We start from the raw sequence: 26,281 nt of genomic DNA on the forward strand, positions 1-26,281 counted from the left end.
TGCAACCAGCTCGCGAATTACGCGGACTTCTTGCGGTCGTCGTCCTTGACTTCTTCGTAGTCGGCATCGACGACATTGTCATCTTCAGCCGAAGCGTCGGCCGTGCCGCCTTCGGCCTGCTGGGCTTCATAGATCGCCTGGCCGAGCTTCATGGAAACTTCCATGAGGGTCTGGGTCTTGGCCTTGATGTCTTCGGCGTCGGCATCGGTCGCCTCGGTCGCGGACTTCAAAGCGGCAATCGCGTCGGAGATCGCGGTGCGGTCGGCTTCCGAAACCTTGTCACCATAGTCCTTGAGCGACTTTTCCGTGGAATGAACAAGGCTTTCAGCCTGGTTCTTGGCTTCCACACCCTCGCGGCGCTTCTTGTCTTCGGCAGCGTGGGACTCGGCGTCCTTCACCATCTTTTCGATGTCGGCGTCGGAAAGACCACCGGAAGCCTGGATGCGGATCTGCTGTTCCTTGCCGGTACCCTTGTCCTTGGCCGAAACCTGGACGATGCCGTTCGCGTCGATGTCGAAGGTGACTTCGATCTGCGGAACGCCGCGCGGCGACGGCGGCAGGCCGACGAGGTCGAACTGGCCGAGCAGCTTGTTGTCGGCAGCCATTTCACGCTCGCCCTGCGAAACGCGGATGGTGACGGCCTGCTGGTTGTCGTCTGCGGTCGAGAAGGTCTGGCTCTTCTTCGTCGGGATCGTCGTGTTACGTTCGATCAGACGGGTGAAGACGCCGCCCAGCGTTTCGATGCCGAGAGACAGCGGGGTTACGTCGAGAAGCAGAACGTCCTTGACGTCGCCCTGCAGGACGCCGGCCTGGATGGCGGCGCCGAGAGCGACGACTTCATCCGGGTTGACACCCTTGTGCGGCTCCTTGCCGAACAGCTGCTTGACGACTTCCTGGACCTTCGGCATGCGGCTCATGCCGCCGACGAGAACGACTTCGTCGATTTCGGCAGCGGTGACGCCGGCATCCTTGAGGGCTGCCTTGCACGGAGCGATCGTGCGCTGGACGAGATCGTCGACCAGGCTTTCGAGCTTGGCGCGGGTCAGCTTCAGCGTCAGGTGCTTCGGGCCGGAAGCGTCAGCCGTGATGAACGGCAGGTTGATTTCGGTCTGCTGCGAAGAGGACAGCTCGATCTTTGCCTTTTCGGAAGCTTCCTTGAGGCGCTGCAGGGCAAGCTTGTCGTTCTTCAGATCGATGCCGTTGTCCTTCTTGAACTCGGCAACGAGATATTCGACGAGACGCATGTCGAAGTCTTCACCGCCGAGGAAGGTATCGCCGTTGGTGGACTTCACTTCGAAGACGCCGTCGCCGATCTCGAGGATCGAGATGTCGAATGTGCCGCCGCCAAGGTCGTAGACGGCAATCGTCTTGCCCTCTTTCTTGTCGAGGCCGTAGGCAAGCGCAGCAGCGGTCGGCTCGTTGATGATGCGGAGCACTTCAAGACCGGCAATGCGGCCGGCATCCTTGGTTGCCTGGCGCTGTGCGTCGTTGAAATATGCGGGAACGGTGATGACGGCCTTTTCGACCTTTTCACCAAGGTAGGATTCTGCGGTTTCCTTCATCTTCTGAAGGATCATCGCGGAAATCTGTGCGGGCGAATAGCCCTTGCCGTTGGCTTCGACCCAGGCGTCGCCATTGTCGCCCTTGACGATCGTAAAGGGAACGAGGTGCTTGTCCTTTTCGACGGTCGGATCTTCGTAGCGGCGGCCGATCAGGCGCTTGACAGCGAAGAGCGTGTTCGTCGGGTTGGTGACCGCCTGGCGCTTGGCCGGCTGGCCGACGAGGCGTTCGCCGTCCTCGGAAAATGCCACCATGGAAGGGGTCGTACGCGCGCCTTCCGCGTTCTCGATGACCTTTGCGTCCTTGCCGTCCATGACCGCGACGCAGGAATTTGTCGTTCCAAGGTCGATACCAATTACTTTTGCCATGTCATTCTCTCCTTGAAGCAAGCTGTCGGAACCCCGGTAAGGCATTTCCCTGACAGCCCCTTACGGGATGGGTCTACTAAGATTACGCAATCGTGATTGCGGTGATGCGGCGTATATAAGGAGCGGTTTTCTGGACTGCAAGGCGAGAAATGGCCCGGAATCCAGCAAAACGAATGTGTTGCCTTCAATTTTTACAGTAGCCGGAAAAGGGTGTGCTTTGCACCTTCAAACCGTGCAAATCTTGCACGCTGAACTTGCGCGAAACGTGTTCCCGAAAGATGCTCGCGTCCCGTCCCAATACTGTCTCCTGCCCCCTACTGCCCCATGATGAGATCGAGCAGGGTCGTGCGTCGTGTCTGCGCCCCTGATGCTGCCTTCGGTCCGCCCACGTCACCGGGCGGCACCATGTCGTCATAGCCGCCGCCGGCCACGTCGGCGGGCGGCACAGGTCCGCCATTCACCGGCATTGCCGCCTGCGGTCGTCCCGGGGCCGGCGGATAACGGTTCAGGTCGCCATTCCCACCGAAAACTCCGGAAATGATGCTGCCGACCGTCGAAGGCTGCTCAGGCGCCGGCTGCGCCTGCGCCATCGGCTGGCCATTGCCGGGATCGGTACCAGGGTCGGAATATATCTGGCCCATGCCGAAAAGCGGCGCCGGCGAAAGCCCCTTATGCGCAGCGACCATGAATTCCTTCCAGGCCTTGGCCGGCAGCCCGCCGCCGGTCACCTTCTTCATCGGCTTGCCATCGTCATTGCCGAACCATACGCCCGTCGTCAGGTTGCTGGTGAAGCCAACGAACAGCGCATCGCGCGAATTCTGCGTCGTACCGGTCTTGCCCGCTGCCTGCCAGCCGGGAAGCTTGGCGCTCGAGCCTGTGCCGCCGTTGATGACGCCCATCATCATCATGTTCATCTCGGCGACGATCTGCTCGGAAAGCACGCGCGGCGGATTGTCGTAGGTGTTCTCATAGAGCACCTTGCCATCGGTGGTGGTTACCCTGCGGATCACATGCGGTGTCGCCTTGTAGCCACCGTTCATGAAGGCGGCATAAGAGGCCGTCAGTTCCATGAGCGAGACTTCCGAGGTTCCGAGCGCGATCGAGGCATTGGGCTGCAGGTCTGATTCGATGCCGAGACGGTGAGCGAGCTTGATCACCTGATCCGGCCCGTCATACATCACGAGCTGGGCGGCCACCGTGTTCAGCGACTTTGCGAGCGCGGTCCTCAGCGTCACTTCGCCATTGTATTTCTTCTCGTAATTTTCAGGCGTCCAGTTGCCGATGCGGATCGGAGCGTCGTTAAAGACGGAATCCGGCGTCAGACCTTTTTCAAGCGCGGCAGCATAAACGAATGGCTTGAACGAGGAGCCCGGCTGGCGCTTGGCCTTCACGGCGCGGTTGAACTGGCTCGTCGCATAATCCCTGCCGCCGACAACCGCGCGGATAGCGCCCGTGCCGTCGATCGAGACCAGGGCAGCCTGCGATGCATCGAACTTGTCGCCTTCCTTGTCGAGCACGTCGACCAGCGATTGCTCGGCCTTCTTTTCGAGATTTTTGTCGATGGTCGTATCGACGATGACGTCTTCCTTCACCTCGCCGACCAGCCCCTGCAGCTCGTCCATCACCATATCGGCGACATATTGTCCGGCGCCCGACCAGTAGCTGCGGGCAGAAGCCGGCGTCTGCGACATTGCCGTCTTGATCTCGCCGTCGTTGATATAGCCCTGGTCTCTCATCGCCTGCAGCACGAGCTGCGCGCGGGCGTTTGCTGCTTCCGGATCACGGGCGGGAGAAAGACGGGACGGCGCTTTCACGAGGCCGGCCAGCAGCGCTGCTTCACCGAGGTTCACATCGCGCGCCGACTTGTTGAAATAGCGCCGCGCCGCCGCTTCCACGCCATAGGCGTTCGAGCCGAAATAGACGCGGTTCAGATACATCGCAAGGATCTGATCCTTGGTATATTTCTGCTCCAGCCAGAAGGAGAGCAGCACTTCCTGCACCTTGCGCTCCAGCGTGCGCTCGGGCGAGAGGAACAGATTCTTGGCAAGCTGCTGCGTCAGCGTCGAGCCGCCCTGGATCGGTTGGCCGGTCGCATTGTTGACGAAGGCGCGCGCCAGCCCGAACGGATCGACTCCGAAATGCGAATAGAAGCGCCGGTCTTCGATGGCGATGATCGCTTCCGGAATATAGGGCGACATATTGTCCAGCGACAAAGCCTCCCCGCCGGTCGCACCGCGGTTGGCGATCGCGCTACCATCGACGGCGGTGATCTTGACGTTCGGCGGCCGCTCCGGAATTGCCCAGGTGCTGGCGTTCGGCATGCGCGAACCGTAATAGAACACAAGCCCGGCCACGCCGATGCCGGCCCATATGCCGAGCACGATGCACCAGTAAACGAGCCTGCGCAGGAATGCGAACAGGCCGCCGCGTTCGCGCGGCTCCGGACGGCGCTTTGCCGGTGCGCGACGGGGAGCGGGCGATCTCGATGTGCGTTTGGAACCGTGCCGCCCGTCGATGCGATCATCGGCATCGAGCGCGAATTCGTCATCCTCCTCACGGCCGCCGCGGCCGTTGAAGGATGGTTCGATCCTGTCGTCTGATCTGCGTCTGGCTACCATCGTGGAGCGGCTGCACCCTTGCTGTAAGACCGCGCCCCCAGGCAACGGTTTTATCCGATTGAACTGTAAATGCGGCGAATTAACGGGCTGTTAAGAACAACACCAAGACGGCCAAGTACCCCCTGTGCCTGCTTTTTCTCCGTTAACCAGCCGACTTTCCGCTTCGCTGGAGATGCGCAATCTCGACAGAATGAATGAAGCTCGCCTGCGCGAGGTCTGGAGCGTGCATGCCTTGCCTCGACAGGGTGGAGGAGAGCCGGCCGAAGATGGCGCTCGGCCCCTATGCAGAGATGCGCGAGATGCCGGCGACCCCAGCGCCGCATATCTTCCGCCTGGTGAGGGAACCAATAGGCTTTGCCGCAGTTTTATCAGCAGCGGGACATACCCCTCACGTCCCGCTCAGATCGGCCGTCTCCCCTCAACACGCGCCGATCGATATCAGGCCCGGCGTATCACCAGATGCGTCGGGTCCTTTTTTGTTGAGGGATGACGGGACCATGATGGCGATAGTCATCCGCCCGCGGCGCGGCAGCAGCACACCGCCTGTCAAGGTTCACAACGGCGCCTTGAAATATGAAAGACGGCTTCCGATATAAGGTTTCAGAAATCGCAGCCCGGAAATGTAGCATACGTTCAGTCGTGCCGTTTCCRCGATCTGGTTGAGTTGGCCGTTTACCGGCCCTAAACCTTTCGGGATCACTCTGGCTGTGCACTATCCGCTTCTCCTTTGACCACGGATGTACTGGCACTGAGATGAGGCGGATAACGGAAGGCCGGTTTGCTCCGGCCTTTTTGTTTGCAGATTTCGGATGGCGTGCCGCGCAGACCGCGGGCACGCCTTTTTCGTTTCAGGCCTTCAATGCCGCAAGGATGCGCACCCAGGAGCGGATGCCCTTGTGGTAGGAGGCGAGCTCGTACTTTTCGTTCGGCGAATGGATCCGGTCATCGGAAAGACCGAAGCCTACGAGCAGGGATTCCATGCCCAGCATTTTCTGAAAATCGCCGACGATCGGGATTGAGCCGCCCATGCCGATGACAATGGCAGGCTTCGGCCATTCATCGGAAAGCGCATTGCGCGCCTTGGTCAGAACAGGCGAGTCATAGGAAAGATGAATGGCCGGCGAGGCGCCATGCGGATGGAACTCGACCGAGCAATCGGCCGGGATCTTCGAGCGAACGTAGTTGCGGAAGCTTTCGCGGATCGCAGCCGGATCCTGCGTACCGACGAGGCGGAAGGAGACTTTCGCCGATGCCTTTGCGGCAATGACAGTCTTGAAGCCTTCACCGGTATAGCCGCCCCAGATGCCGTTGACTTCAGCAGTCGGGCGCGCCCAGGTGAGCTCCAGGACCGAGCGGCCCTTTTCGCCTGAGGGAATGGAGAGGCCGACTTCGCCGAGAAAGCTTTCCGCCGACTTGCCGRGCGCTTCCCAGGATGCCTTGATGTTGGCGGGCGTTTCCTCGACGCCGTCATAGAAACCGTCGAGCGTGATGCGTCCGGTCTCGTCATGCAGGCCGGCAAGGGCCTCGACGAGAATATGGATCGGGTTGGCGGCAGCCCCGCCGAAGAGGCCGGAATGCAGGTCGCGGTCTGCGGCCGTCACCACAATTTCTTCTCCGACAAGGCCGCGAAGGGCAGCCGCGATTGCCGGCGTATCACGATCCCACATGCTGGTGTCGCAGACGAGGGCGTAATCGGCCTTGAGCTCAGGGGCATTGGCTTCGAGGAACGGCTTTAACGACGGCGAGCCGGATTCTTCCTCGCCTTCGAAAAGAATGGTGACGCGGCAGGGAAGTGCGCCGTTGATTTCCTTATAGGCGCGGCAGGCCTCGACGAAGGTCATCAGCTGGCCCTTGTCGTCGGCAGTGCCGCGGCCGKTCAGGATCTTGCGGCCGTTGCCGGCATCCTTGACGGCGGGAGTGAAGGGGTCGTTTTCCCAGAGCTCGATCGGATCGACCGGCTGCACGTCATAGTGACCGTAGAACAGGACATGCGGCACGTCAGCCGCGGCACCTTCATGATGGGCGACAACCATCGGGTGGCCGGGCGTGTCGCGAACCGAAGCATCAAAGCCCAGCTTCTTGAGATAGGCTACCAGCCACTCGGCTGCCTTGCGGCATTCGGCCTTGTAGGCCGGATCGGTCGATATCGACTTGATGCGCAAGAGCTCGAACAGCTTTTCGAGGCTTGAATCGAGATTCTGGTCCGCACGCGCAAGGATGGGATTTAGTTCGGTCATTTCCGATTCCTTCTGAAATTCGGCCGGACGATAGACCCAATTGACTGCGGTTTCGAGCGGCAAATTTTCCGATTCCCGCGTCGACGCCAAACGCTGCGCCAGCCGGTAAAGCTCAAGCTGAACCGCGCGCCGCGGGATAAATTCAGAGCGCCTTGGCGTTCTGGATCAGCCGCCGGATATATTCGAGCATCAGTTCCCGCTCGAAGGTCCGGAAGCCCTTGAACAGCGCAAGATCGGCCTCGCGTGCCGTGTCGATGGCTTCGGCCTCCATCGCCCTGGCTTTCTCTGTGAGGAAGATCAGTTGGGCCCGTTTGTCGGTGGGGTGCGGGCGCCGCTCGATCAGCCCATCGCGCACCATGCGGGAAAGCGTGTTGGCCATCGTCGCCTGCTCGATATCGACACGCTCCAGAAGCTGCTTCTGGGTCAACCCGTCTTCGGCCCAAAGCTCCAGCAGTATTGGGAACTGGCCGGGAGAAAAGCCAAGTCCTGCCGCGCGCTGATGCAGCGAGCGGGCAAAACCCTTGGCCAGCTGGCTGGCAAGGTAGGCTCCGGAATCCATTCGATTAAATCCCATGATTGTAAGTTAGGCTCAAAATCGTCGAGTAGACAATGCAACAAATCGCATACGATGCATCAAAACATAGGCGCGAGCTCATAAATTTTTGAGTGCCGGAGCGAATCGCCGAAAAACAAAAGCCGCCATGGCCTAGAGGAAAGGCCATGGCGGCTTGAAAATGGGGACAAAGGCCCGGAGAGGGGGATGAGGCCTTTGTCCAAGCCTGACGCGGCGGGGGACAAGCCGGCTATCAGACCCGCGGCGCGATCAAACGCCGGTGACTGTGATTTGTGATTGAGAATGTGGTTTTTCAAGGGAAACGGAAAAAACCGCCTATTACAAATTGGTAACAGTTTGGTGAGGCGGAGTGCTTTTGTGCAATCAAGTTTATATGGACCTCGCAAAGCCGCCGCGCTATCCATGCTGCCATGAAAAAAGGCGATCATCTCTTCCTTATCGACGGTTCGGGCTTCATCTTCCGAGCCTTTCACGCATTGCCGCCGCTGACGCGCAAAACCGACGGCTTGCCGATCGGGGCCGTCTCGGGTTTCTGCAACATGCTGTGGAAGCTGCTGAGGGATGCGCGCGCGACAGACGTGGGTGCCACGCCGTCCCATCTCGCCGTCATTTTCGATTATTCGTCGAAGACCTTCCGCAAGGATCTCTATGACGCCTACAAGGCGAACCGCTCTGCCCCGCCTGAGGAGCTGGTGCCGCAATTCGGTCTGATCCGCGAGGCGACGCGCGCTTTCAATCTGCCCTGCATCGAGACGGAAGGTTTCGAGGCCGACGATATCATCGCGACCTATGCCCGCTTGGCCGAAGCCACCGGCGCTGATGTGACGATCGTCTCTTCCGACAAGGATCTGATGCAGCTCGTCACCTCGAATGTCCACATGTACGACAGCATGAAGGACAAGCAGATCAGCATCCCCGATGTCATCGAGAAATGGGGTGTGCCTCCGGAAAAGATGATCGACCTGCAGGCCATGACAGGCGATTCCGTCGACAATGTTCCGGGCATTCCCGGCATCGGACCCAAGACGGCCGCCCAGCTTCTCGCCGAATATGGCGATCTCGACACGCTTCTCGAACGCGCCCATGAGATCAAGCAGGAAAAGCGCCGCCAGACGATCCTCGAAAACATCGACAAGGCAAAGCTCTCGCGAGAGCTGGTGCGCCTGCGCACCGATGTGCCGCTGGAGCTCGATCTCGACGCTCTCGTCCTGGAACCGCAGAACGGCCCTAAACTGATCGGCTTCTTGAAGACCATGGAATTCACCACGCTGACACGCCGTGTAGCGGAATTCTGTAATTGCGACGCCAGCGAGATCGAACCTGCCTTCGTAAAGGTCGAATGGGGTGCTGAAGCGCATGGCCCGGATCTTGATAAGGCCGAAGCTGAGCCTGTCGCCGGTGTTGTCCCTGACGTCGGCGGCGAAGCCGTCGCGGTTCCGCCGCGCGCAAAGGCGAAGACCGCGGTCGAGGGCACGTTCGCGCCGGCCGAGTTGGCCAAGGCGCGTGCCGAGGCTTTTGTGACCCTGCCGTTCGACCATTCTTCCTATGTGACGATCCGCGATCTTGCCACCCTCGATCGATGGATCGCCGATGCGAAGGATACCGGTCTCGTCGCCTTCGATACGGAAACGACTTCCCTCGATGCCATGCAGGCAGAGCTCGTCGGTTTCTCCCTGGCGATTGCCGATAACGCGACCGATCCGACAGGCATGCGCATTCGTGCCGCCTATGTGCCGATCAGCCACAAGACGGGCGTCGGGGACCTGCTCGGCGGCGGTCTCGCCGACAACCAGATCCCGATGGGCGATGCGCTGTCGCGGCTGAAGGCGCTGCTGGAGGATGAATCGATCCTCAAGGTGGCGCAGAACCTGAAATATGACTACCTGCTGATGAAACGCTACGGCATCGAGACGAAAAGTTTCGACGACACGATGCTCATATCCTACGTGCTCGACGCCGGAACCGGCGCGCACGGCATGGACCCGCTGTCGGAAAAATTCCTCGGTCATACGCCGATCGCCTACAAGGATGTCGCCGGCTCCGGCAAGTCGAACGTCACCTTCGACCTCGTCGATATCGAGCGCGCGACACACTATGCCGCCGAAGACGCCGACGTGACGCTGCGTCTCTGGATGGTGCTGAAGCCGCGCCTTGCCGCCATGCAGCTGACGCGCGTCTATGAGCGTTTGGAACGTCCGCTCCTGCCTGTTCTGGCGCGGATGGAATCACGCGGCATCACCGTCGACCGCCAGATCCTGTCGCGCCTCTCGGGCGAACTGGCCCAGGGTGCAGCCAGGTTCGAGGATGAAATATATCAGCTCGCCGGCGAGAGGTTCAACATCGGCTCTCCCAAGCAGCTCGGCGACATCCTGTTCGGCAAGATGGGCCTTGCCGGCGGTATCAAGACCAAGACCGGCCAGTGGTCGACCTCGGCAAGCGTGCTGGAAGACCTGGCGGCAGCAGGCTTCGAGCTGCCGCGCAAGATCGTCGACTGGCGCCAGCTCACCAAGCTGAAGTCGACCTATACGGATGCGCTTCCGGGTTACATCCATCCGGAGACGAAACGGGTACATACCTCCTATTCGCTGGCATCGACGACAACAGGCCGTCTTTCTTCCTCGGAGCCGAACCTCCAGAACATTCCGGTCCGCACCGCCGAAGGCCGCAAGATCCGTACCGCCTTCATTTCGTCACCCGGCCACAAGCTGATCTCGGCCGACTACAGCCAGATCGAGCTGCGCGTACTCGCCCATGTCGCCGAAATTCCGCAGCTCGTGCGTGCCTTCGAAGACGGCATCGACATCCACGCCATGACCGCTTCCGAAATGTTCGGTGTGCCCGTCGAAGGCATGCCGGGCGAGGTGCGCCGTCGCGCCAAGGCCATCAACTTCGGCATCATCTACGGCATCTCCGCCTTCGGCCTCGCCAACCAGCTTTCCATCGAGCGCTCGGAGGCCGGCGACTACATCAAGAAGTATTTCGAACGCTTCCCCGGCATCCGCGACTACATGGAAAGCCGCAAGCAGATGGCCCGTGACAAGGGCTATGTCGAAACGATCTTCGGCCGGCGAATCAATTATCCGGAAATCCGCTCGTCGAATCCTTCAGTGCGCGCCTTCAACGAACGTGCTGCCATCAACGCGCCGATCCAGGGTTCCGCGGCCGACGTCATCCGCCGCGCCATGATCAAGATCGAGCCGGCGCTCGCCGAGGCCGGGCTTGCCGATCGGGTGCGCATGCTCTTGCAGGTGCACGACGAATTGATCTTCGAGGTCGAAGACGAGGATGTCGAAAAGGCGATGCCGATCATCGTTTCGGTCATGGAAAACGCCACCTCGCCGGCGCTTGAAATGCGCGTGCCGCTTCGGGTCGATGCACGCGCGGCTTCCAATTGGGACGAAGCGCACTGAGGCATGTCGCGCAAAACTGTGCAGCCGTTTTGCGGTAACGATATGCGAAAACGAAAGCCTAAAGTGCGGCAAGCGAATCTGAAAGATCGCGACGCGCTTTAGGCGCTTCGTCAAATTACCCCAAAGATTTTTCCTGAAGAGTCAAATCTCTGAAACCAATGAGGTTTCGTCCTTTTGGCAGTCCCGGAACGAGACGGCTGGAAGGAACTTATTAACCTTCATTTTCTATCCGGAGGGATGTCAGAAATTATTAGGCATGAGTGAGTAGCTGTCGCATGCGTTTTCCAAGAACCAATTTGACGGATGCCGGAGATTTTTCTGCCGGACTTGAAGACGAACATCCCGCGGAAAATGCGCCCCTGGAGTATGAAGGCGAAAAACCGGTTCCACCGCTCTGGCAGAGCAATTTCTCGCTCGCCCCGAATGTCCGTTTCACGCGCACGCCTGAAACGCTGATCAGCAAGCGCCATGCGCCGGAGAAGCAGGTTCGTGAGGAAATCTTTGTTCCTCCGGCCCCGCAGGCCGAGGCAGTGCCGGCACCGCGACCCGTAGCAGCGCCGCAGATGCGCGCGCCGATCATGGTGAACGTGCCATTCGACATCTATCTGCCCGAAGTGACCGAGCCAGTCGTCGCGCCGCAGCCTGAACCTCAGCCGCAGTCGGTTGCCATGGCTCCCATCGAAACGACCTTGCGGGCTGCGGCGGAGCTTTCCTCCATTTCGGATTTCGCCTTCTGGGAGGTTATGGCCTTCGAAGAGACGGATGCCGAGCCGTCGCGTACCCCGGTCATCGCATTGCAGCAGCATGCTGAGCCCGAATCGATCACCTCACGCTTCCGCATCATGGAATGGCGCCCGGGTCGGCATAATCCGGCGCCGGTAACGCCGCGCGTCGCGCTGCCCGTTTCCTCCGCGCCGGTCCGCCCCGCACGGTCGCCGGTAGCCCGCGTTGCCGAGAAGCCGGTTGTCGCAACTCCGGTCGTCCAGGCTCCGATCGTTGAAGTCCCAGTCGTTCAGGCTCAAGTGGTTCAAGCTCCGGCGATCCGGCCGAAGCAGGTAGCGGCAGAAGTGCCGCCGGCGTCCCGCGTCGAGATCGTCGCCCCTGCACTGTCCCCGGTTCGGCCGTCACGCATTGTCGTCGATAAGATCGACGCTTCCGGCTACGAATTCCCGCCGCGCGCCCTGCTGCAGGAGCCGCCGGAGCGGCTCGGCGAGATCATGTCGCAGGAAACGCTCGAGCAGAATGCCGGCCTCCTGGAAAGCGTTCTGGAGGATTTCGGCGTCAAGGGTGAGATCATCCATGTCCGCCCCGGTCCGGTCGTTACACTCTATGAATTCGAGCCGGCACCGGGTGTGAAATCCTCCCGCGTCATCGGGCTTGCGGATGATATCGCCCGCTCCATGTCGGCACTATCGGCCCGTGTGGCTGTCGTTCCCGGCCGCAACGTCATCGGCATCGAACTGCCGAATGCGACGCGCGAAACCGTCTATTTCCGCGAGATGATCGAGAGCGAGGATTTCGACAAGAGCGGGTACAAGCTGGCGCTCGGCCTCGGAAAGACCATCGGTGGCGAACCCGTGATCGCCGAACTTGCCAAGATGCCGCATTTGCTGGTCGCCGGTACGACCGGTTCGGGCAAATCCGTCGCCATCAACACCATGATCCTGTCGTTGCTCTACCGCATGAGCCCGGAGCAGTGCCGCCTCATCATGGTCGATCCGAAGATGCTGGAACTGTCAGTCTATGACGGCATTCCGCACCTGCTGACGCCTGTTGTCACCGATCCCAAGAAGGCGGTCATGGCCCTGAAATGGGCCGTGCGCGAGATGGAAGAGCGCTATCGCAAGATGTCGCGCCTCGGCGTGCGCAACATCGACGGCTATAATGGCCGCGTCTCCCAGGCCCGCGAAAAGGACGAGACCATCCATATCATGGTCCAGGTCGGCTTCGACCGGCAGACGGGTGCGCCGATCGAGGAGCAGCAGGAGCTGGATCTCGCGCCGATGCCCTATATCGTCGTCATTGTCGACGAAATGGCGGACCTGATGATGGTCGCCGGCAAGGAGATCGAAGGCGCGATCCAGCGTCTCGCCCAGATGGCGCGTGCCGCCGGCATCCACCTCATCATGGCGACGCAGCGTCCCTCCGTCGATGTCATTACCGGCACGATCAAGGCGAACTTCCCTACCCGCATTTCCTTCCAGGTCACCTCGAAGATCGACAGCCGCACGATCCTTGGCGAACAGGGTGCCGAACAGCTCCTCGGCCAGGGCGACATGCTGCATATGCAGGGCGGCGGCCGCATTTCCCGTGTCCACGGCCCCTTTGTTTCCGACGCGGAAGTCGAGAAGGTTGTGGCGCATCTGAAGACGCAGGGCCGGCCGGAATATCTCGATACGGTCACGGCCGGCGAGGAAGAGGAAGGCGAGGATGAAGAGGACGGCGCCGTCTTCGACAAGAGCGCCATGGGCGCCGAGGATGGCGACGAGCTTTACCAGCAGGCCGTCAAGGTCGTCATGCGCGACAAGAAGTGCTCGACGTCCTACATCCAGCGCCGCCTCGGGATCGGCTATAACAGAGCCGCCTCGCTCGTCGAGCGCATGGAGAAGGAAGGGCTGGTCGGCCCGGCAAACCATGTCGGCAAACGCGAGATCGTCTCAGGCCGCGGCGATAACGAATAATCGGAGCGCGGCTGGTTACTGCTTCTCAGAAGCCAGCCGCAACGTCTCCAGCACGAAGTTGCGCTTGCCCCCGGTATAATAATCCCAATCGTCATTCGCCTCGCCCATGAGCTGCAGCTTGAGGGCGGCATAGGCGTTCGCTCTTTCTGGATGGGAGCGGAGATAATCCCGAAAAGCGATCCGGTCTTGCAACACGACATTGTCCGCCGAGCAGAGATAGAGCCGGGCGCCGTGTGAGCCCTTGCCGCTGGTGAAGGTCCAGGTCTGTTGCTGGTATTTGTCACCGTGAAAGGTGAAGGCGCCAAGCGACTGCGCGCGTTCGATCGCCTCGGGAAGGACATCCGCGCTCGCAAAGGCGGCGTGCAGGTCGATCTTCGGCTTGGCGGCCAGTCCGGGGACGGACGTGCTGCCGACGTGATGAAAGATCGGATGGAGACCGGTAAACAACGGCTCGAGATCGCCGACGATCTGACGGAAGAGAGACGGCCATTCCGGGTCGTAGTCGACGACGTGAATGGCCATTCTCATATCCTTTGTCTCGTTCAGGCGATTTCCTTCAGGAAGCCGTCCAGGAGATCGATCATCCTGCGCTCGGCCTCCTCAAGCGAGTCACTATTATCCAATTCCACGACATCATAATCGCCACGCACTGTCAGCGGGCCGCGTGCAAGACGGGCCATGATATCCTCATGCGTCTCGCGGCCGCGAGCCTCGAGCCGGCCGGCGAGCACTTCCGGGCGGGCCGTCACATTGATGACCTTCAGCCGCGGAAACGCGGCCTGGAAACGGTGTAGCGCCGAGCGCGAACCGTTCGCAACGACAATGTGGCCCTTGGAAAGTGCGACGGAAACCTCTGCCGGAATGGCGTATTTGAGACCATGCGCCTCCCACCAGACGGCAAACGCGCCGGCCTGCTCCATCGAGGCGAATCCGGCATCCGAAACGGCGAGATGATCCTCTCCGCCGGCATCGCCGTGGCGGGTGATGACGCGGCGGGCGAAATGCACGTCTTCACGGCGTTCGAAATGCCGGGCGGCAAGGTTCATCAGCGTGTCCTTGCCGGCACCGCTCGGGCCGACGACGACGACCATGATACCGTGTTCGGCGCCGGCGCCCGGATGGGGTTCGTGTGACATCATCATGCGACACGGCGTCCTTCACGCCAGACGGAACGTGTCACCGGCACGCCATGCGAGCGGTGCACACGGACGAGATCGGCACGCAGGCCGGTTTCGATGCGGCCGCGATCGTTGAGGCTGACGGTGCGTGCTGGCGTGGCCGTCACCATTGCAATTGCCTTCGATAACGTAATGCCCTCCACCTCGTCGGCAAGAATGAAGGGCGCATGCAGCAGGCTGAGCGGCACATAGTCGGACGAAAGCACGTCGAGAACGCCGAGCTGCGCCAGATCACGCGCGGCGATATTGCCGGAATGCGATTTGCCGCGCACGATGTTCGGCGCGCCCATCAGAACGCTCATGCCGTTTTCGTGCGACAGCCGGGCTGCGTCGATGCTGGTCGGGAATTCGGCCAGGCGAACGCCGTTTTCGATCGCCTCATCGACATGGACAGATGTGGCATCGTCGTGGCTGGCGACGGTGATGCCGCGTTCGGCGCAGACCCTGGAGATCGCGTCCCGATTTGGCGTCGAATTGCGATCGGATTCGGCGATGCGTCTGGCGCAGAAACGGGCGAACTCCTCGTCCGTGAGCCCGCGCTTCTTCTGATAGTAAAAGATGTACTGGTCCATCGTCTGGAACTGACGTTGGCCGGGCGCATGGTCCATCAGCGAAACGAGACGGACATAGGGGTCGTTCTCGAAATCGGCGAAGTGCTGCAGCACGTTGTCGGCCGAGACCTCGCAGCGCAGGTGGATCAGGTGTTCGGCGCGCAGACGCCCTTCCTTTTCAGCGGACTGGATGGCGTCGGCCATCTCGCGCATCTCGCCATGTTCGAAGCCGCCGTCTTCGTCAGCACCCATGCGCAGGCAGTCGAAGACCGTGGTGATACCCGAGGTGACGATCTGCGCATCATGGGCCTGTATGGCCGCCGTCTTGTTCCAGCGAATGCCCGGACGCGGCGAATAGTGGCCTTCCAGGTGGTCGGTGTGCAACTCGACGAGGCCTGGAATGATGTAGTCGCCTTCAAAGTCTTCGCCGGCTACCGAATTGCCTTTCGAAATATCGGCGATCTTGCCGTCACGGATGAGAATGGAGCCCGAAAGAATATCGTCTTCGAGAACGATCCGGGCGTTTGAAAGAACGGTTTCTTTGCTCATGTCAGAAAATCTTTCAGCTTCTGGCGCCAGCAAGAGGCAGCCATGTGTGGACTTTGAAAGGCGCGCCGCGCGCCTCCTCACGAAAGACGGCAAGGCCGGAAATGCGAAGCGGCCTGCCGGTGAAACCTGCGAAACGCTCCGTCAGGATCGCCTTCATCACTTCCGCGCGCTCTTCCGGCACCTGGCCGGTCAGCGTCATGTGGAAGCCGAAGTCATCCATGACATATGGATAGCCCCAGCGCATGAGATTATTGCGCTGGCTCTCAGAAAGCCTTTCCGGTTTGCGCCTGATAATATCGGCCTCGGAGAGTGCCGCCCGGAATGGCTCGAAAGACTTTACCACCTTTGCCGCGAAATCCTGAAGCGGTTGGTGCAGCGAACCCGGCACAAGCGCAAAGAAGCGGCCGAGCTGGCCGAGCACCAGCTCGGGGATTTCAAAGGCCGGCGTGTTGGCGGCGAAATCTTCGACGACCGCCATCAGGTCCTTTTCGGTCACGGAGGAGGCAAGCTCGAAGGGCGCCTTGATCGTCGCATGGAAGCCATAGCGGCGCGGATCGGCCGTCAGTTCGAATTGTTCGCCAGCCGGCAGCGTCTCGTACCCAGGCGCAGGATAGGCCTCGTCGGTAAAGGCATCGCGGCCGAGCCAGACGGAGGCCGCGCCGGTCAGGGGATCATCCTTAGGCGGCGAAAAATAGAGAGCGTAGCGCAAGGCTTTTATCCTGGAGATCGTCCGAACGGGGAGCGCAATGTGCAGTGATTTGGCGGCGAACCGCAAGCACGCTCCGGCTAAAAGATTTCCATGACAGAATGATGATGACGGCAGGGCCGCCATCATCTTTTACTTTGACGTCAATGACCGGGCTTGGCGCCCATCAACCGTTGGCGAAGCGCGTTCGAAGCCATGTCGAACAGGAAGACCACGATCAGGATAAGGATGACCATGTAGGCGACGTTTTCCCAATTGGAATTGGTGCGCATGGCTTCCCAGAGTTTGAGCCCGATACCGCCGGCACCAACGGCACCGATGATCGTCGCGCCACGTACGTTCGATTCCCACTGATAGAGCGTCTGGCTGACGATGACGGGAACGATCTGCGGCATGATGCCATAACGATGCACCAGCACGGTCGAGGCGCCCGTCGACTTCACACCTTCGCGCGGTTTGTTGTCGATGTTTTCGAGACCTTCCGAGTAGAGCTTGCCGAGCGTGCCTGTCTCCGTGAGGAAGATGGCGCCGGAACCGGCGAGAGGACCGGGGCCGAAGGCGCGCGTCAGGAACAGCGCCCAGATCAGCATGTCGACCGAACGCAGGAAGTCGAAGAAGCGCTTCAGCACCTGGTTGAGAAGCCGGTTCGGAGTGATGTTGCGCGCCGCCATGAAGGCGAGCGGGAAGGCGGCAAGCGAACCCAGCAGCGTGCCCAGGAAAGCCATCACGATGGTCTGGAACAGCTTGGTCCAGACATCGCCGTGCTGCCATTCGCTGTTGTTCCAGACATTGTCGAAGGCAAGCGACAGGTTCGACTGGTCGGGGTGTATACGGGGGCCGGAGACGATGAGACTGATGACCTCGCCTACCGGCTTGTCGAAGAAGGGCGACTGCGTATCGAAGACGAAATTCGCCCAGCCGATGAAGCGCTTGCGCACCTTCACACGGTCGACGGAAATGCTGACATCCCCTGCAAATCCAAGATTGGCGAGCACGTTGTCGTCATAGACCGTCATCCAGCCTGGAACCGGACCGACGACTTTCGGCGCGCCGCTGGAAACATCGACCGGCACCGTCATGCCATGGGCAACGATCGTCGTCTGGCTCTTGCTGACCGTCACCGTGCGACCGCTGCCGCTGACGAGAACCGTGATGCTGCCATCTGTATTGGTTTTCAGCCAATCCGGATGCGGATCGTCGCCAAGCGGTGAGAAGCGCGGATAGCGCGTCTGGATCGTGCCATCGTCCTGGATACGGAATTCCGGCTGCACGTCATAGCTGATCCACTGGCTCATATAGATGCCGAAGCGTTCCCAATGGGCTTCGGCGATGAGCTTCGGCAGGTCGAAGAACCAGACGGCATAGATGCCGTAGAGGATTGTCGCGAGGACAATGAGCAGGCCGCCGAAACGCTGGCGGAAGGACTTGTGAAAATATTCCGGATAGCGCGTTTCGATCTCATGCATGCGGTTTGCGTCGATGACCGTCATGGCAGCCTCAATGTTGCAGGAGGAAGGCGTGTTCGCCGACGAGACGGCGGCGCAGCCAGGCAGAGAACTGGTCGACAGCGACGATCGTGATGAAGAGCAGCAGCACCAGGGCCACGGTCTTCGCGCCGAAGCCACGGGAAATGGAGAGCTTGAGCTCTTCACCGATACCGCCGCCGCCGACGGCGCCGATGATGGTCGATGCACGGACGTTGATCTCGAGGCGCAGCAGCGCATAGGACGCATAGTTCGGCATGACCTGCGGCAGCGCGGCGAAACGCACGCGCTCCAGCCAGTTCGCGCCGACCGCGCGCATACCCTCGTCCGATTTCATGTCGATGTTTTCAGCGACTTCGTAGAAGAGCTTGCCGAGCGCGCCGATCGTATGGAGCGTGATCGCGATGATGGCCGCCACCGGTCCGATCGAAAGGATCGCCGAAAACAGGCCGGCGATAACGATTTCCGGGAAGGCGCGCAGGAATTCCATGATGCGCTTGGTAAAGATGCGCAGCGGCCAATTCTTCGTCAGATTACGCGCCGCAAAGAAGCTGAGCGGAACGGCGAAGACGAAGGCGATGATGGTCGAGACGAGCGCGATATTGATCGTGATGATCATCAGCTCGAAATATTCGGGAATGTAGAAGCTGCCCCAGACATAGACACGGCCATTGGCGAAGTTGAATTCCTCGCCACCCTTGTCGTTCGGGCTCGCAATATCGAAAAGCGCGCGCCAGACATCGGTCCAGTCTTTCGGGATAAGCCAGCTCAGGAAGTCGAACAGATGCGGCAGGCGGTCGAAGAAGTGACCGGCATTGCTCTCGTCGGCAAAGCGTACGGAGCTGACGAAGGCGGCGATGAGGATCACCAGGCCGAGGATGGTGTAGAAACGCCGTCTGGCGATCATCTTGTCCCAAGCGGTGGCGATTTCCTTCGTGCTCTGCGTCGGCACATGCGGCTGTGTATCGGCAATAGTCATGAACGCCTCGCCCACTGCATAATTCCTTAAATCGGGCTCGATTTAAGGATGAAATTATGCCGCAATTTAAAGTGCTACAGCGTCCTCTGCGCGTCTGACGCGCGGCGCTGTAGTCATAAGAAAAGGGCGGCCGTCGCCGGCCGCCCCGCATACGGATGGCGCAATCAGCCGCCGATAGCAGCCTTGCGAACTTCTACGACAGCGTTGTAGAAGTCGTGCTTGACCGGGGCGTAGCCCTTGTAGTCGCCGCCTTCGATAGCTGCGAAGCACTTGTGGTCCTTCTCCGGCAGGGCCGTGAAGAAGGCGGTGAGCTTCTTCTGCCACTCTTCGCCGAGAGCGTTGCGAACGACGAGCGGGCCGTTCGGGATCAGCGGCGAACGCCATACTTCAACGAGCTTGTTCGGATCGACGGCGCCCTTGTCGACTTCCTTGCGGAAGGTACCGGAGGTGTAGCCGTCCTTGAAATCGCCGAGGCCCGAAGAGTCGTCAACAGCAACGTCAACCTTGCCGTCGTAAGCAGCGAGAAGGTTGTTCTCGTGGCCGCCGTTGAACTGCGTGGAAGCGAAGAACTTGTCGTTCGGCATGCCGGTGTCCTTCGGGATCTGCGTCAGCGGAACGAGGTAGCCCGAGGTGGAGTCCGGATCGGCGTAGCCGAGCTTCTTGCCCTTGGCGTCCTTGATCGTCTTGATGCCGGAGGACTTCAGGGCGAGACCGATCGAGTAGTAACCCGTGGAGCCGTCCTTCTGCTGCGTCGTCAGGATCGGCGTAACAGCCTTCGGGTCCTTGATGTAAACGGATGCGTAGCCGGAAGCGCCGAGTTCAGCGAAGTCGAGCGTGCCACCGAGGAGACCCTGGATAACGCCGTCATAGTCGGCAGCCGGGAAGAGCGAAACCTTCTCGAAGCCGAATTCCTGCTTCAGGTGGTCTGCAAGGCAGGCATAGTTGCGCAGGCGGTCGGTTTCGTTTTCGCCGCCGAGGATGCCGACGCGGAATTCCTTGAGGTCAGCGGCATTGGCAGCGCCAGCTGCGAGCGACAGAAGCGCCGTTGCAGCAAAAAGTGCTTTCTTCAACATGGGTTCTCTCCAGAATGACCGGGGGTCCGGTCGTTTTTGTTACGAAGAAATGTGCCCTTGACGCGGGCATTCGATCGCGGCCGCCCCTCTCACAGACCGGCCAGCGCCAGCGGTTGATTGCCGGCGGATTGGTTTTCGGCTCCTTCCGGAGCCATGTTGATTGCGGTCGAGGTCATCGTTTCGTCGATGCCCGCGCCGTCCTTGTCCGTGCCGTAGATTTCTTTCACGGCCTCGGAGGTCAGTTCGGAGGGCTTGCCGTCGAAAACGACGCGGCCGCCTGCCATGCCGACGATGCGTTCGCAATAGTTGCGGGCCGTATCGAGCGTGTGCAGGTTGGTGATGACGGTAATGCCTTCGCGCTCGTTGATGTCGCGCAGTGCATCCATGACGATCTTTGCATTCAGCGGGTCGAGCGAGGCGATCGGCTCGTCGGCCAGAACCATCTTCGGGTTCTGCATCAGCGCGCGGGCAATCGCCACCCGCTGCTGCTGACCGCCCGAAAGCGTGCCGGCTGCCTGCAGCGCCGTCTGCTCGATGCCGAGGCGCTCAAGTGCGGCGATAGCCTGGATGCGTTCTTCGCGGCTGAAGACGTTGAGCAGGCTGAGGATCGTCGAGCGGTGGTTCAGGCGGCCGAGCATGACGTTGGTCAGCACGTCGAGACGCGGCACGAGATTGAACTGCTGGAAGATCATCGCGCAGTCGCGCTGCCAGTTGCGCAGTGGCTGACCGCGAAGGCCGGAAACCTCGACACCACCGAAATGGATGGTGCCGGAGGAGGGTTCCTGCAGGCGGTTGATCATGCGCAGGAGCGTGGACTTGCCGGCGCCGGAACGGCCGATGATCCCGACCATCTGGCCCTGAGGAATGTCCAGCGTTACGGAATCGACAGCGAGCTTCTTTCCGAACCGGCGTGTGACATTCTTCAGTTCGAACATCATGCTCTTCCTTCGCATTTCAGGCTTGCGTCTGGGATCGCATTAGTCCCGCTTCATGAACCTCGCGTGTCAGTTTTGTGTAAGTCCTGTCACAAAACCCTGTGCCGCGATATTCAGCTCAACCGCCGTATCGGGAGAGGAAGTCTTCCGCACCAAGCGCCCTGAAATCCGCCAGTGCGTCGCGCAATCGGCCGTGTTCCCAGTCCCACCAGGCGAGCCTGTCCATGCGCTCGCCGACCTCTTTCGGGAAGCGCTCGCGGATGAGTTTGGCCGGCACGCCGCCGACGATCGTATAGGGAGCGACGTCCTTGGAGACGACGGCACCAGCGCCGATGACGGCGCCGTTGCCGACGGTCACGCCCGGCAGGATCGTTGCGCCATGGCCGATCCAGACATCGTTGCCGATTACGACGCGGTTCGAGCGGCGCCATTCGAAGAACTCCGTCTCCATGTCGGCATCCGGCCAGTAATCGACGGCGCGATAGGTGAAGTGGTGCAGCGTCGCGCGCCAGGTCGGATGATTGGTAGCGTTGATACGCACCGCAGCGGCGATGTTGACGAACTTGCCGATCGTCGCGCACCAGATCGAGCCGTCCTGCATGATGTAGGAATAGTCGCCGAACTCCACTTCGCTGATCCGGCAACGCTCGGAGACTTCCGTATAGCGGCCGAAGCTCGAATTGGAGACGGAGGCGGTCTCGTGGAAATAGGGCTCGATGCCCAGCTTGCGGCTCATGCTGCGATCGCCTTTCGGGGAGAGAATTGCTGGACGTCCAGAATGCGGTCGGCGGCTGCCTCGCGCACCTCCTCATCGTGGAAGATACCGAGCAGGGCGACGCCCGCCTTTTTCTTTTCCTCGATCATGCCGACGACGACCGCCCGGTTTTTCGCATCGAGCGAGGCGGTCGGCTCGTCGAGCAGCAGGATCGTGTGATCGGTGATGAAGCCGCGGGCGATATTGACGCGCTGCTGCTCGCCGCCGGAGAAGGTGGCGGGCGGCAGCTGCCAGAGCGCTTCCGGCAGGTTGAGCTTTTCGAGCAGTGCGGCGGCTTTTTCCCTGGCGCTGGCGGCGGCTTCGCCACGTGCGAGCAGCGGCTCGGCGACCACGTCGATMGCCGCAACGCGCGGCACGGTGCGCAGGAACTGGCTGACATAGCCGAGCGTCTGGCGCCGCACGTCGAGAATGGTGCGCGGGTCGGCGGCGGCGAGGTCGACGATCTTGCCCTTGTGGTCGACAAGGATCTGTCCGGTATCGACGGCATAATTGCCGTAGATCATCTTGAGCAGCGAGCTTTTGCCGATGCCCGAGGGGCCGCCAAGCACGACGCATTCGCCCGATGCAACCGAGAAGGTGACATCGGAAACGACCGGCAGCTTGAGGCCGTCGCGCAGGTGCATGATGAAGCTCTTGGCGACTTCTGAAACGACGAGAGGCGTTGCCATGATTTAAACCTGCAGGATCGAGGAAACGAGGAGCTGGGTATAGGGCTCGCGCGGGTCGTCCAGCACCCGGTCGGTCAGACCCTGCTCGATGACGAAGCCGTCCTTCATCACCATCATGCGATGCGACAGGAGGCGGGCGACGGCGAGATCGTGGGTGACGATGATGGCCGAGAGGCCGAGATCGTTGACGAGACCACGCACGAGATCGAGCAGGCGCGCCTGCACCGAGACGTCGAGACCGCCGGTYGGCTCATCCATGAACACGAGGCGCGGGCCGGTCACGAGATTGCGGGCGATCTGCAGGCGCTGGCGCATGCCGCCGGAGAAAGCGCGCGGCTGGTCGTCGATGCGGCCGGTATCGATCTCGACGCGCTCCAGCCAGTCGATGGCGGTGGAGCGGATCTTGCCGTAATGGCGATCGCCGATCGCCATCAGCCGCTCGCCGACATTGGCGCCGGCAGAGACTGTCATGCGCAGCCCGTCAGCCGGGTTCTGGTGCACGAAGCCCYAGTCCGTCCGCATCAGGAAGCGGCGCTCGGCTTCGCTCATGTGGTAGAGGTCGCGATAGTTGCCGTCGCGCATGTGATACTCGACGCTGCCGGTGGTCGGCATCAGCCGGGTGGAGATGCAGTTGAGCAGCGTCGTCTTGCCAGAGCCGGATTCGCCGACGATGGCGAGCACTTCGCCGGGCCAGAGCTCGAAGGAGACATTCCGGCAGCCGATGCGGTTGCCGTAGAACTTCGAGAGGTCATTGACTTTGAGAAGCGGTATATCGGTCATTCTGCAGCCTCCCGGGCCAGCATTTCGCCGGCATGTCCGTGCGCGCGGCGGTCTTCGCAATGGTCGGTATCGGAGCAGACGAACATGCGCCCGCCCTTGTCGTCGAGGATCACCTCGTCGAGGTAGACCTCCTCGGCGCCACACAGCGCGCATGGTTTGCCGAAGCGCTGGATCTCGAAGGGATGGTCCTCGAAGTCCAGGCTGACGACGTCGGTATAGGGCGGCACGGCATAGATGCGCTTTTCGCGCCCGGCGCCGAAAAGCTGCAGCGCTTCCGACCTGTGCATCTTCGGATTATCGAATTTCGGCGTCGGCGAGGGATCCATGACATAGCGGCCATGAACCTTGACCGGATAGGCATAGGTCGTGGCGATACGGCCGTTGCGGGCGATATCCTCGTAGAGCTTCACATGCATGAGGCCGTATTCCTCGAGCGCATGCATCTTGCGTGTTTCTGTCTCGCGCGGTTCGAGGAAGCGCAGCGGTTCCGGGATGGGCACCTGATAGACGAGCACCTGGCCTTCGCCGAGCTTGTCCTCAGGAATGCGGTGGCGTGTCTGAATGATCGTCGCATCCTTGGTGTGCGTCGTGACCGCGACATTGGCGACCTTCTGGAAGAAGGCGCGGATGGAGACCGCGTTCGTCGTGTCGTCTGCACCCTGGTCGATGACCTTGAGAACGTCCTCAGGTCCGATGATCGAGGCCGTTACCTGCACACCGCCGGTACCCCAGCCGTAAGGCATCGGCATTTCTCTTGACGCAAAGGGTACCTGATAGCCGGGAATGGCGATCGCCTTCAGGATCGCGCGGCGGATCATGCGCTTGGTCTGTTCGTCGAGATAGGCGAAATTGTAGGTGGCGAGATCACTCATTCGGCGGCCTCCTTTTGGGTCTCGCCGCTGTTGCGGGCGGCTTCGAATTCGCGGCGCATGCGGCGGACGAGGTCGAGTTCGGCCTGGAAGTCCACATAATGCGGAAGCTTCAGGTGCTCGACGAAGCCAGTCGCCTGCACATTGTCGGAATGGGAAATGACGAATTCCTCGTCCTGTGCCGGCGCGGTGATGTCCTCGCCAAGCTCTTCAGCTCGCAATGCGCGATCGACGAGTGACATGGCCATCGCCTTGCGCTCGCTCTGGCCGAAGACCAGGCCGTAACCGCGGGTAAACTGCGGCGGAGCCTTGGCCGAACCCTTGAACTGGTTGACCATCTGGCATTCGGTGAGTTGGATCGTTCCAAGTGAAACGGCAAAGCCGAGTTCCGGCACATCGAATTCCACCTCGACTTGCCCGATGCGGATTTCACCGGTGAAGGGGTGATTGCGGCCATAGCCGCGCTGGGTGGAATAGCCGAGAGCCAGCAGGAAACCCTCGTCGCCGCGGGCAAGCGCCTGCAGACGAAGATCCCGCGTCATCGGGAATTCCATCGGTTCGCGCGTCAGGTCGCCCGTTTCGTGGTCTTCAGGAAGCTCACCGTCATTTTCGATCAGGCCTTCCTGACCGAGGATTTCGGAGACGCGCATGACGCGGCCGGTCTCGGCCTCGCGCTGCGCCGGCTCTTCCACGGCTTCATCCGTCAAGAGCGAGGGATCGAGCAGGCGGTGCGTATAGTCGAAGGTGGGCCCGAGCAGCTGGCCGCCCGGAAGATCCTTGTAGGTGGCGGAGATGCGGCGTTCGATCTCCATATTTGCGGTATCGAGCGGCTTGGAATAACCGAAGCGCGGCAAAGTCGTGCGGTAGGCGCGCAGCAGGAAGATCGCCTCGATCATGTCGCCGCGCGACTGGCGTACGGCAAGGGCTGCGAGCGTGCGATCGTAGAGCGAGGCTTCGGCCATGACGCGATCGACGGCGAGGGCAAGCTGTTCGACGATCTGCTCGATGCCGATCGCCGGCACGGAACGGTCGCCGCGCCGGCGGTCGGCGAGCAGGCGGTGAGCATTGGCGATGGCGGCCTCGCCACCCTTGACGGCAACATACATGAGCTCAGATCTCCGTTGCTGTGATCTTGGTGGTGCGCGGCAGGCAGAGGAAACGCTTGCCCGCCGTCAGCACGATGTCGATGCCGCGCGGGAAGAGGGCGCGGTTTTCCGTCCACAGGCGCAGGAACGTTTCCGGCAGGCCGACAGGCGCGATCTCGGTCACGCTCTGGATGCCCGGACCCATCAGCGCCAGACGGCGCCCGCCTTCGAGGTCGGCAAGCTCGATCACCACTGTCGTGGAGCGATCGGGATATTCCTGCGTGCCGGCGGCAAACAGGCCGAAGGTGGAGATCATCGTGCCGGCCTCGACGAAGGCGAAGCGCGCCTCGGCCTTCTCGGCCGTCAGCGGTGCGCCGGTGTGGAAGCCAAGCCATTCCGGAATCGCCGACCTGGCAAGTCCGGCCGAAAGCCAGACGGGCGTGTCGTGGTCGCAGAGCGTCAGGCCGATCGCGCCGGCGGCAATGCCGAGCGGTGCGGGCGCCGTCACTTCGGCCGCCACCGTCTGGATCGTGCCGGGCCGGGCCATGCCGTCCATCAGCATCTTGAACACGCTTTGGGCCTCGAATACCGGCTCGGCGAAGCCGCCGGTCAGAACATCGGTCTTGGCGCTCATCAGTTGTCTCCCCGCACCATGGTGAAGAAATCGACGCGGGTCGCGGCCGTCTCCTCGGCCTTGCGACCGGCCTCGGCGGTTATGCGGCTTGATATCGGCGACAGCAGCCTGTCCTCGATGAAGCCCTTGGTGGCTTCCTCCTGCCAGAGCGCATCGAAGATCGCCGAAAGGCGTGCCTTCTCGCGGTCGGTTCCGAGCGCCTGCGCATGGCCGACGGAGCCGGAGGCAAGGCGCACCGTCGCCCGCGTCACCGTGACCTCGCCGAGATTGAAGGGCGCCCCGCCGCCGCCGATGCGGCCGCGAACCATGACGAGGCCCGTTTCCGGGCCGCGCACCGGCTGTGCCGCCGGCTTTTCGGCAAGCGCATCCCACGCCGCCAGCAATTCTTGCCTCTCAGCGCGCGCCAGCAGATCGACGGTGCGTTTGCGTCCGTTGTCTGTCTGCGCCGCAGCCTCTGTCTTCTCTGCTGCCGTCATCGTCTTTTCCTCGAAATGTCTATTGATATAGACAACCATACAAGCTATACCTATCCCTAAATCGGCGAGGTGACAAGCGTGTGACACGACA

Annotated in this window: 21 protein-coding genes; 2 read left to right on the forward strand and 19 right to left on the reverse strand. The window is 61.1% G+C overall.

The features are described 5' to 3' along the window. Positions 1 to 17 precede the first annotated feature (17 nt). The 4 genes from dnaK to AC1D35_RS19890 all read right to left on the reverse strand — a co-directional run bounded on the left by dnaK (position 18) and on the right by AC1D35_RS19890 (position 7,342). A complete protein-coding gene (gene dnaK / locus AC1D35_RS19875; protein ID WP_113307188.1) occupies positions 18 to 1,928 on the reverse strand; it encodes a molecular chaperone DnaK in 1,911 nt (636 codons plus the stop codon). Between the two features lie 314 nt (positions 1,929 to 2,242). Next, positions 2,243 to 4,546, reverse strand: coding sequence for a transglycosylase domain-containing protein (locus tag AC1D35_RS19880; protein ID WP_113307189.1), 2,304 nt, complete (start codon positions 4,544 to 4,546; stop codon positions 2,243 to 2,245). An 848-nt stretch (positions 4,547 to 5,394) separates the two neighbouring features. Further along, entirely contained in the window at positions 5,395 to 6,783 is a 1,389-nt protein-coding gene (locus AC1D35_RS19885; RefSeq protein ID WP_477939698.1) for a dipeptidase, read from the reverse strand. 142 nt (positions 6,784 to 6,925) lie between these two features. Beyond that, entirely contained in the window at positions 6,926 to 7,342 is a 417-nt protein-coding gene (locus AC1D35_RS19890) for a MarR family transcriptional regulator (RefSeq protein ID WP_113298126.1), read from the reverse strand. 425 nt (positions 7,343 to 7,767) lie between these two features. Here AC1D35_RS19890 and polA point away from each other — a divergent pair, with 425 nt between their 5' ends. After that, a complete protein-coding gene (gene polA / locus AC1D35_RS19895; RefSeq protein ID WP_113307191.1) occupies positions 7,768 to 10,767 on the forward strand; it encodes a DNA polymerase I in 3,000 nt (999 codons plus the stop codon). Between the two features lie 275 nt (positions 10,768 to 11,042). Then, on the forward strand, positions 11,043 to 13,448 hold the full coding sequence (locus AC1D35_RS19900; RefSeq protein ID WP_113307192.1) for a DNA translocase FtsK: 2,406 nt from the start codon (positions 11,043 to 11,045) through the stop codon (positions 13,446 to 13,448). A gap of 15 nt (positions 13,449 to 13,463) precedes the next feature. On the opposite strand, the gene AC1D35_RS19905 is transcribed toward AC1D35_RS19900, so the two are convergent. The 15 genes from AC1D35_RS19905 to phnG all read right to left on the reverse strand — a co-directional run bounded on the left by AC1D35_RS19905 (position 13,464) and on the right by phnG (position 26,190). Further along, a complete protein-coding gene (locus AC1D35_RS19905) occupies positions 13,464 to 13,970 on the reverse strand; it encodes a GrpB family protein (protein WP_113307193.1) in 507 nt (168 codons plus the stop codon). A gap of 20 nt (positions 13,971 to 13,990) precedes the next feature. Continuing rightward, a complete protein-coding gene (gene phnN, locus AC1D35_RS19910) occupies positions 13,991 to 14,587 on the reverse strand; it encodes a phosphonate metabolism protein/1,5-bisphosphokinase (PRPP-forming) PhnN (protein ID WP_113298586.1) in 597 nt (198 codons plus the stop codon). After that, positions 14,587 to 15,726 carry an alpha-D-ribose 1-methylphosphonate 5-triphosphate diphosphatase gene (locus tag AC1D35_RS19915; protein ID WP_113307194.1) on the reverse strand — a complete coding sequence of 380 codons (1,140 nt, stop codon included), beginning with the start codon at positions 15,724 to 15,726 and terminating at the stop codon, positions 14,587 to 14,589. The genes phnN and AC1D35_RS19915 overlap by 1 nt, the downstream gene beginning before the upstream one ends. Before the next feature lie 13 nt (positions 15,727 to 15,739). Beyond that, positions 15,740 to 16,435 carry a DUF1045 domain-containing protein gene (locus AC1D35_RS19920; RefSeq protein WP_113307195.1) on the reverse strand — a complete coding sequence of 232 codons (696 nt, stop codon included), beginning with the start codon at positions 16,433 to 16,435 and terminating at the stop codon, positions 15,740 to 15,742. Between the two features lie 140 nt (positions 16,436 to 16,575). Then, positions 16,576 to 17,922, reverse strand: coding sequence for a phosphonate ABC transporter, permease protein PhnE (phnE, locus tag AC1D35_RS19925; protein WP_113307196.1), 1,347 nt, complete (start codon positions 17,920 to 17,922; stop codon positions 16,576 to 16,578). 7 nt (positions 17,923 to 17,929) lie between these two features. After that, on the reverse strand, positions 17,930 to 18,895 hold the full coding sequence (phnE, locus tag AC1D35_RS19930; protein WP_113307288.1) for a phosphonate ABC transporter, permease protein PhnE: 966 nt from the start codon (positions 18,893 to 18,895) through the stop codon (positions 17,930 to 17,932). A 164-nt stretch (positions 18,896 to 19,059) separates the two neighbouring features. After that, positions 19,060 to 19,968 carry a phosphonate ABC transporter substrate-binding protein gene (gene phnD / locus AC1D35_RS19935; RefSeq protein ID WP_113298133.1) on the reverse strand — a complete coding sequence of 303 codons (909 nt, stop codon included), beginning with the start codon at positions 19,966 to 19,968 and terminating at the stop codon, positions 19,060 to 19,062. An 89-nt stretch (positions 19,969 to 20,057) separates the two neighbouring features. Next, entirely contained in the window at positions 20,058 to 20,903 is an 846-nt protein-coding gene (phnC, locus tag AC1D35_RS19940) for a phosphonate ABC transporter ATP-binding protein (protein WP_477852724.1), read from the reverse strand. A gap of 118 nt (positions 20,904 to 21,021) precedes the next feature. Then, positions 21,022 to 21,639 (reverse strand): DapH/DapD/GlmU-related protein, encoded by a 618-nt coding sequence (locus AC1D35_RS19945; protein WP_113307197.1) that lies wholly within the window; start codon positions 21,637 to 21,639, stop codon positions 21,022 to 21,024. Then, positions 21,636 to 22,346, reverse strand: a complete 711-nt coding sequence (phnL, locus tag AC1D35_RS19950) for a phosphonate C-P lyase system protein PhnL (RefSeq protein WP_113298136.1) — start codon at positions 22,344 to 22,346, stop codon at positions 21,636 to 21,638. The genes AC1D35_RS19945 and phnL overlap by 4 nt, the downstream gene beginning before the upstream one ends. Before the next feature lie 3 nt (positions 22,347 to 22,349). Then, positions 22,350 to 23,126: a phosphonate C-P lyase system protein PhnK gene (gene phnK / locus AC1D35_RS19955; protein WP_477939705.1), complete on the reverse strand. Its 777-nt coding sequence runs from the start codon at positions 23,124 to 23,126 to the stop codon at positions 22,350 to 22,352. Continuing rightward, positions 23,123 to 23,998 (reverse strand): alpha-D-ribose 1-methylphosphonate 5-phosphate C-P-lyase PhnJ, encoded by an 876-nt coding sequence (locus AC1D35_RS19960; RefSeq protein ID WP_113307198.1) that lies wholly within the window; start codon positions 23,996 to 23,998, stop codon positions 23,123 to 23,125. The genes phnK and AC1D35_RS19960 overlap by 4 nt, the downstream gene beginning before the upstream one ends. After that, positions 23,995 to 25,101 (reverse strand): carbon-phosphorus lyase complex subunit PhnI, encoded by a 1,107-nt coding sequence (locus tag AC1D35_RS19965; protein WP_113307199.1) that lies wholly within the window; start codon positions 25,099 to 25,101, stop codon positions 23,995 to 23,997. Before AC1D35_RS19965 ends, AC1D35_RS19960 begins: the two co-directional genes overlap by 4 nt. Positions 25,102 to 25,105: 4 nt before the next feature. Next, on the reverse strand, positions 25,106 to 25,714 hold the full coding sequence (gene phnH, locus AC1D35_RS19970; RefSeq protein WP_113307200.1) for a phosphonate C-P lyase system protein PhnH: 609 nt from the start codon (positions 25,712 to 25,714) through the stop codon (positions 25,106 to 25,108). Then, complete coding sequence (gene phnG / locus AC1D35_RS19975; RefSeq protein ID WP_113307289.1) at positions 25,714 to 26,190, reverse strand: phosphonate C-P lyase system protein PhnG; 477 nt, start codon at positions 26,188 to 26,190, stop codon at positions 25,714 to 25,716. The genes phnH and phnG overlap by 1 nt, the downstream gene beginning before the upstream one ends. Positions 26,191 to 26,281: the final 91 nt, after the last annotated feature.

Source organism: Rhizobium sp. P1_E6, assembly GCF_056405875.1.

Excerpts from the sequence above, each read along its gene's own strand:
- dnaK (WP_113307188.1), bottom strand. The coding sequence starts at position 1,928 with ATGGCAAAAGTAATTGGTATCGACCTTGGAACGACAAATTCCTGCGTC.
- AC1D35_RS19880 (WP_113307189.1), bottom strand. The coding sequence starts at position 4,546 with ATGGTAGCCAGACGCAGATCAGACGACAGGATCGAACCATCCTTCAAC.
- AC1D35_RS19890 (WP_113298126.1), bottom strand. The coding sequence starts at position 7,342 with ATGGATTCCGGAGCCTACCTTGCCAGCCAGCTGGCCAAGGGTTTTGCC.
- polA (WP_113307191.1), top strand. The coding sequence starts at position 7,768 with ATGAAAAAAGGCGATCATCTCTTCCTTATCGACGGTTCGGGCTTCATC.
- AC1D35_RS19900 (WP_113307192.1), top strand. The coding sequence starts at position 11,043 with ATGCGTTTTCCAAGAACCAATTTGACGGATGCCGGAGATTTTTCTGCC.
- AC1D35_RS19905 (WP_113307193.1), bottom strand. The coding sequence starts at position 13,970 with ATGGCCATTCACGTCGTCGACTACGACCCGGAATGGCCGTCTCTCTTC.
- phnN (WP_113298586.1), bottom strand. The coding sequence starts at position 14,587 with ATGATGTCACACGAACCCCATCCGGGCGCCGGCGCCGAACACGGTATC.
- AC1D35_RS19915 (WP_113307194.1), bottom strand. The coding sequence starts at position 15,726 with ATGAGCAAAGAAACCGTTCTTTCAAACGCCCGGATCGTTCTCGAAGAC.
- phnE (WP_113307196.1), bottom strand. The coding sequence starts at position 17,922 with ATGACGGTCATCGACGCAAACCGCATGCATGAGATCGAAACGCGCTAT.
- phnE (WP_113307288.1), bottom strand. The coding sequence starts at position 18,895 with ATGACTATTGCCGATACACAGCCGCATGTGCCGACGCAGAGCACGAAG.
- phnD (WP_113298133.1), bottom strand. The coding sequence starts at position 19,968 with ATGTTGAAGAAAGCACTTTTTGCTGCAACGGCGCTTCTGTCGCTCGCA.
- phnC (WP_477852724.1), bottom strand. The coding sequence starts at position 20,903 with ATGTTCGAACTGAAGAATGTCACACGCCGGTTCGGAAAGAAGCTCGCT.
- AC1D35_RS19945 (WP_113307197.1), bottom strand. The coding sequence starts at position 21,639 with ATGAGCCGCAAGCTGGGCATCGAGCCCTATTTCCACGAGACCGCCTCC.
- AC1D35_RS19960 (WP_113307198.1), bottom strand. The coding sequence starts at position 23,998 with ATGAGTGATCTCGCCACCTACAATTTCGCCTATCTCGACGAACAGACC.
- AC1D35_RS19965 (WP_113307199.1), bottom strand. The coding sequence starts at position 25,101 with ATGTATGTTGCCGTCAAGGGTGGCGAGGCCGCCATCGCCAATGCTCAC.
- phnH (WP_113307200.1), bottom strand. The coding sequence starts at position 25,714 with ATGAGCGCCAAGACCGATGTTCTGACCGGCGGCTTCGCCGAGCCGGTA.
- phnG (WP_113307289.1), bottom strand. The coding sequence starts at position 26,190 with ATGACGGCAGCAGAGAAGACAGAGGCTGCGGCGCAGACAGACAACGGA.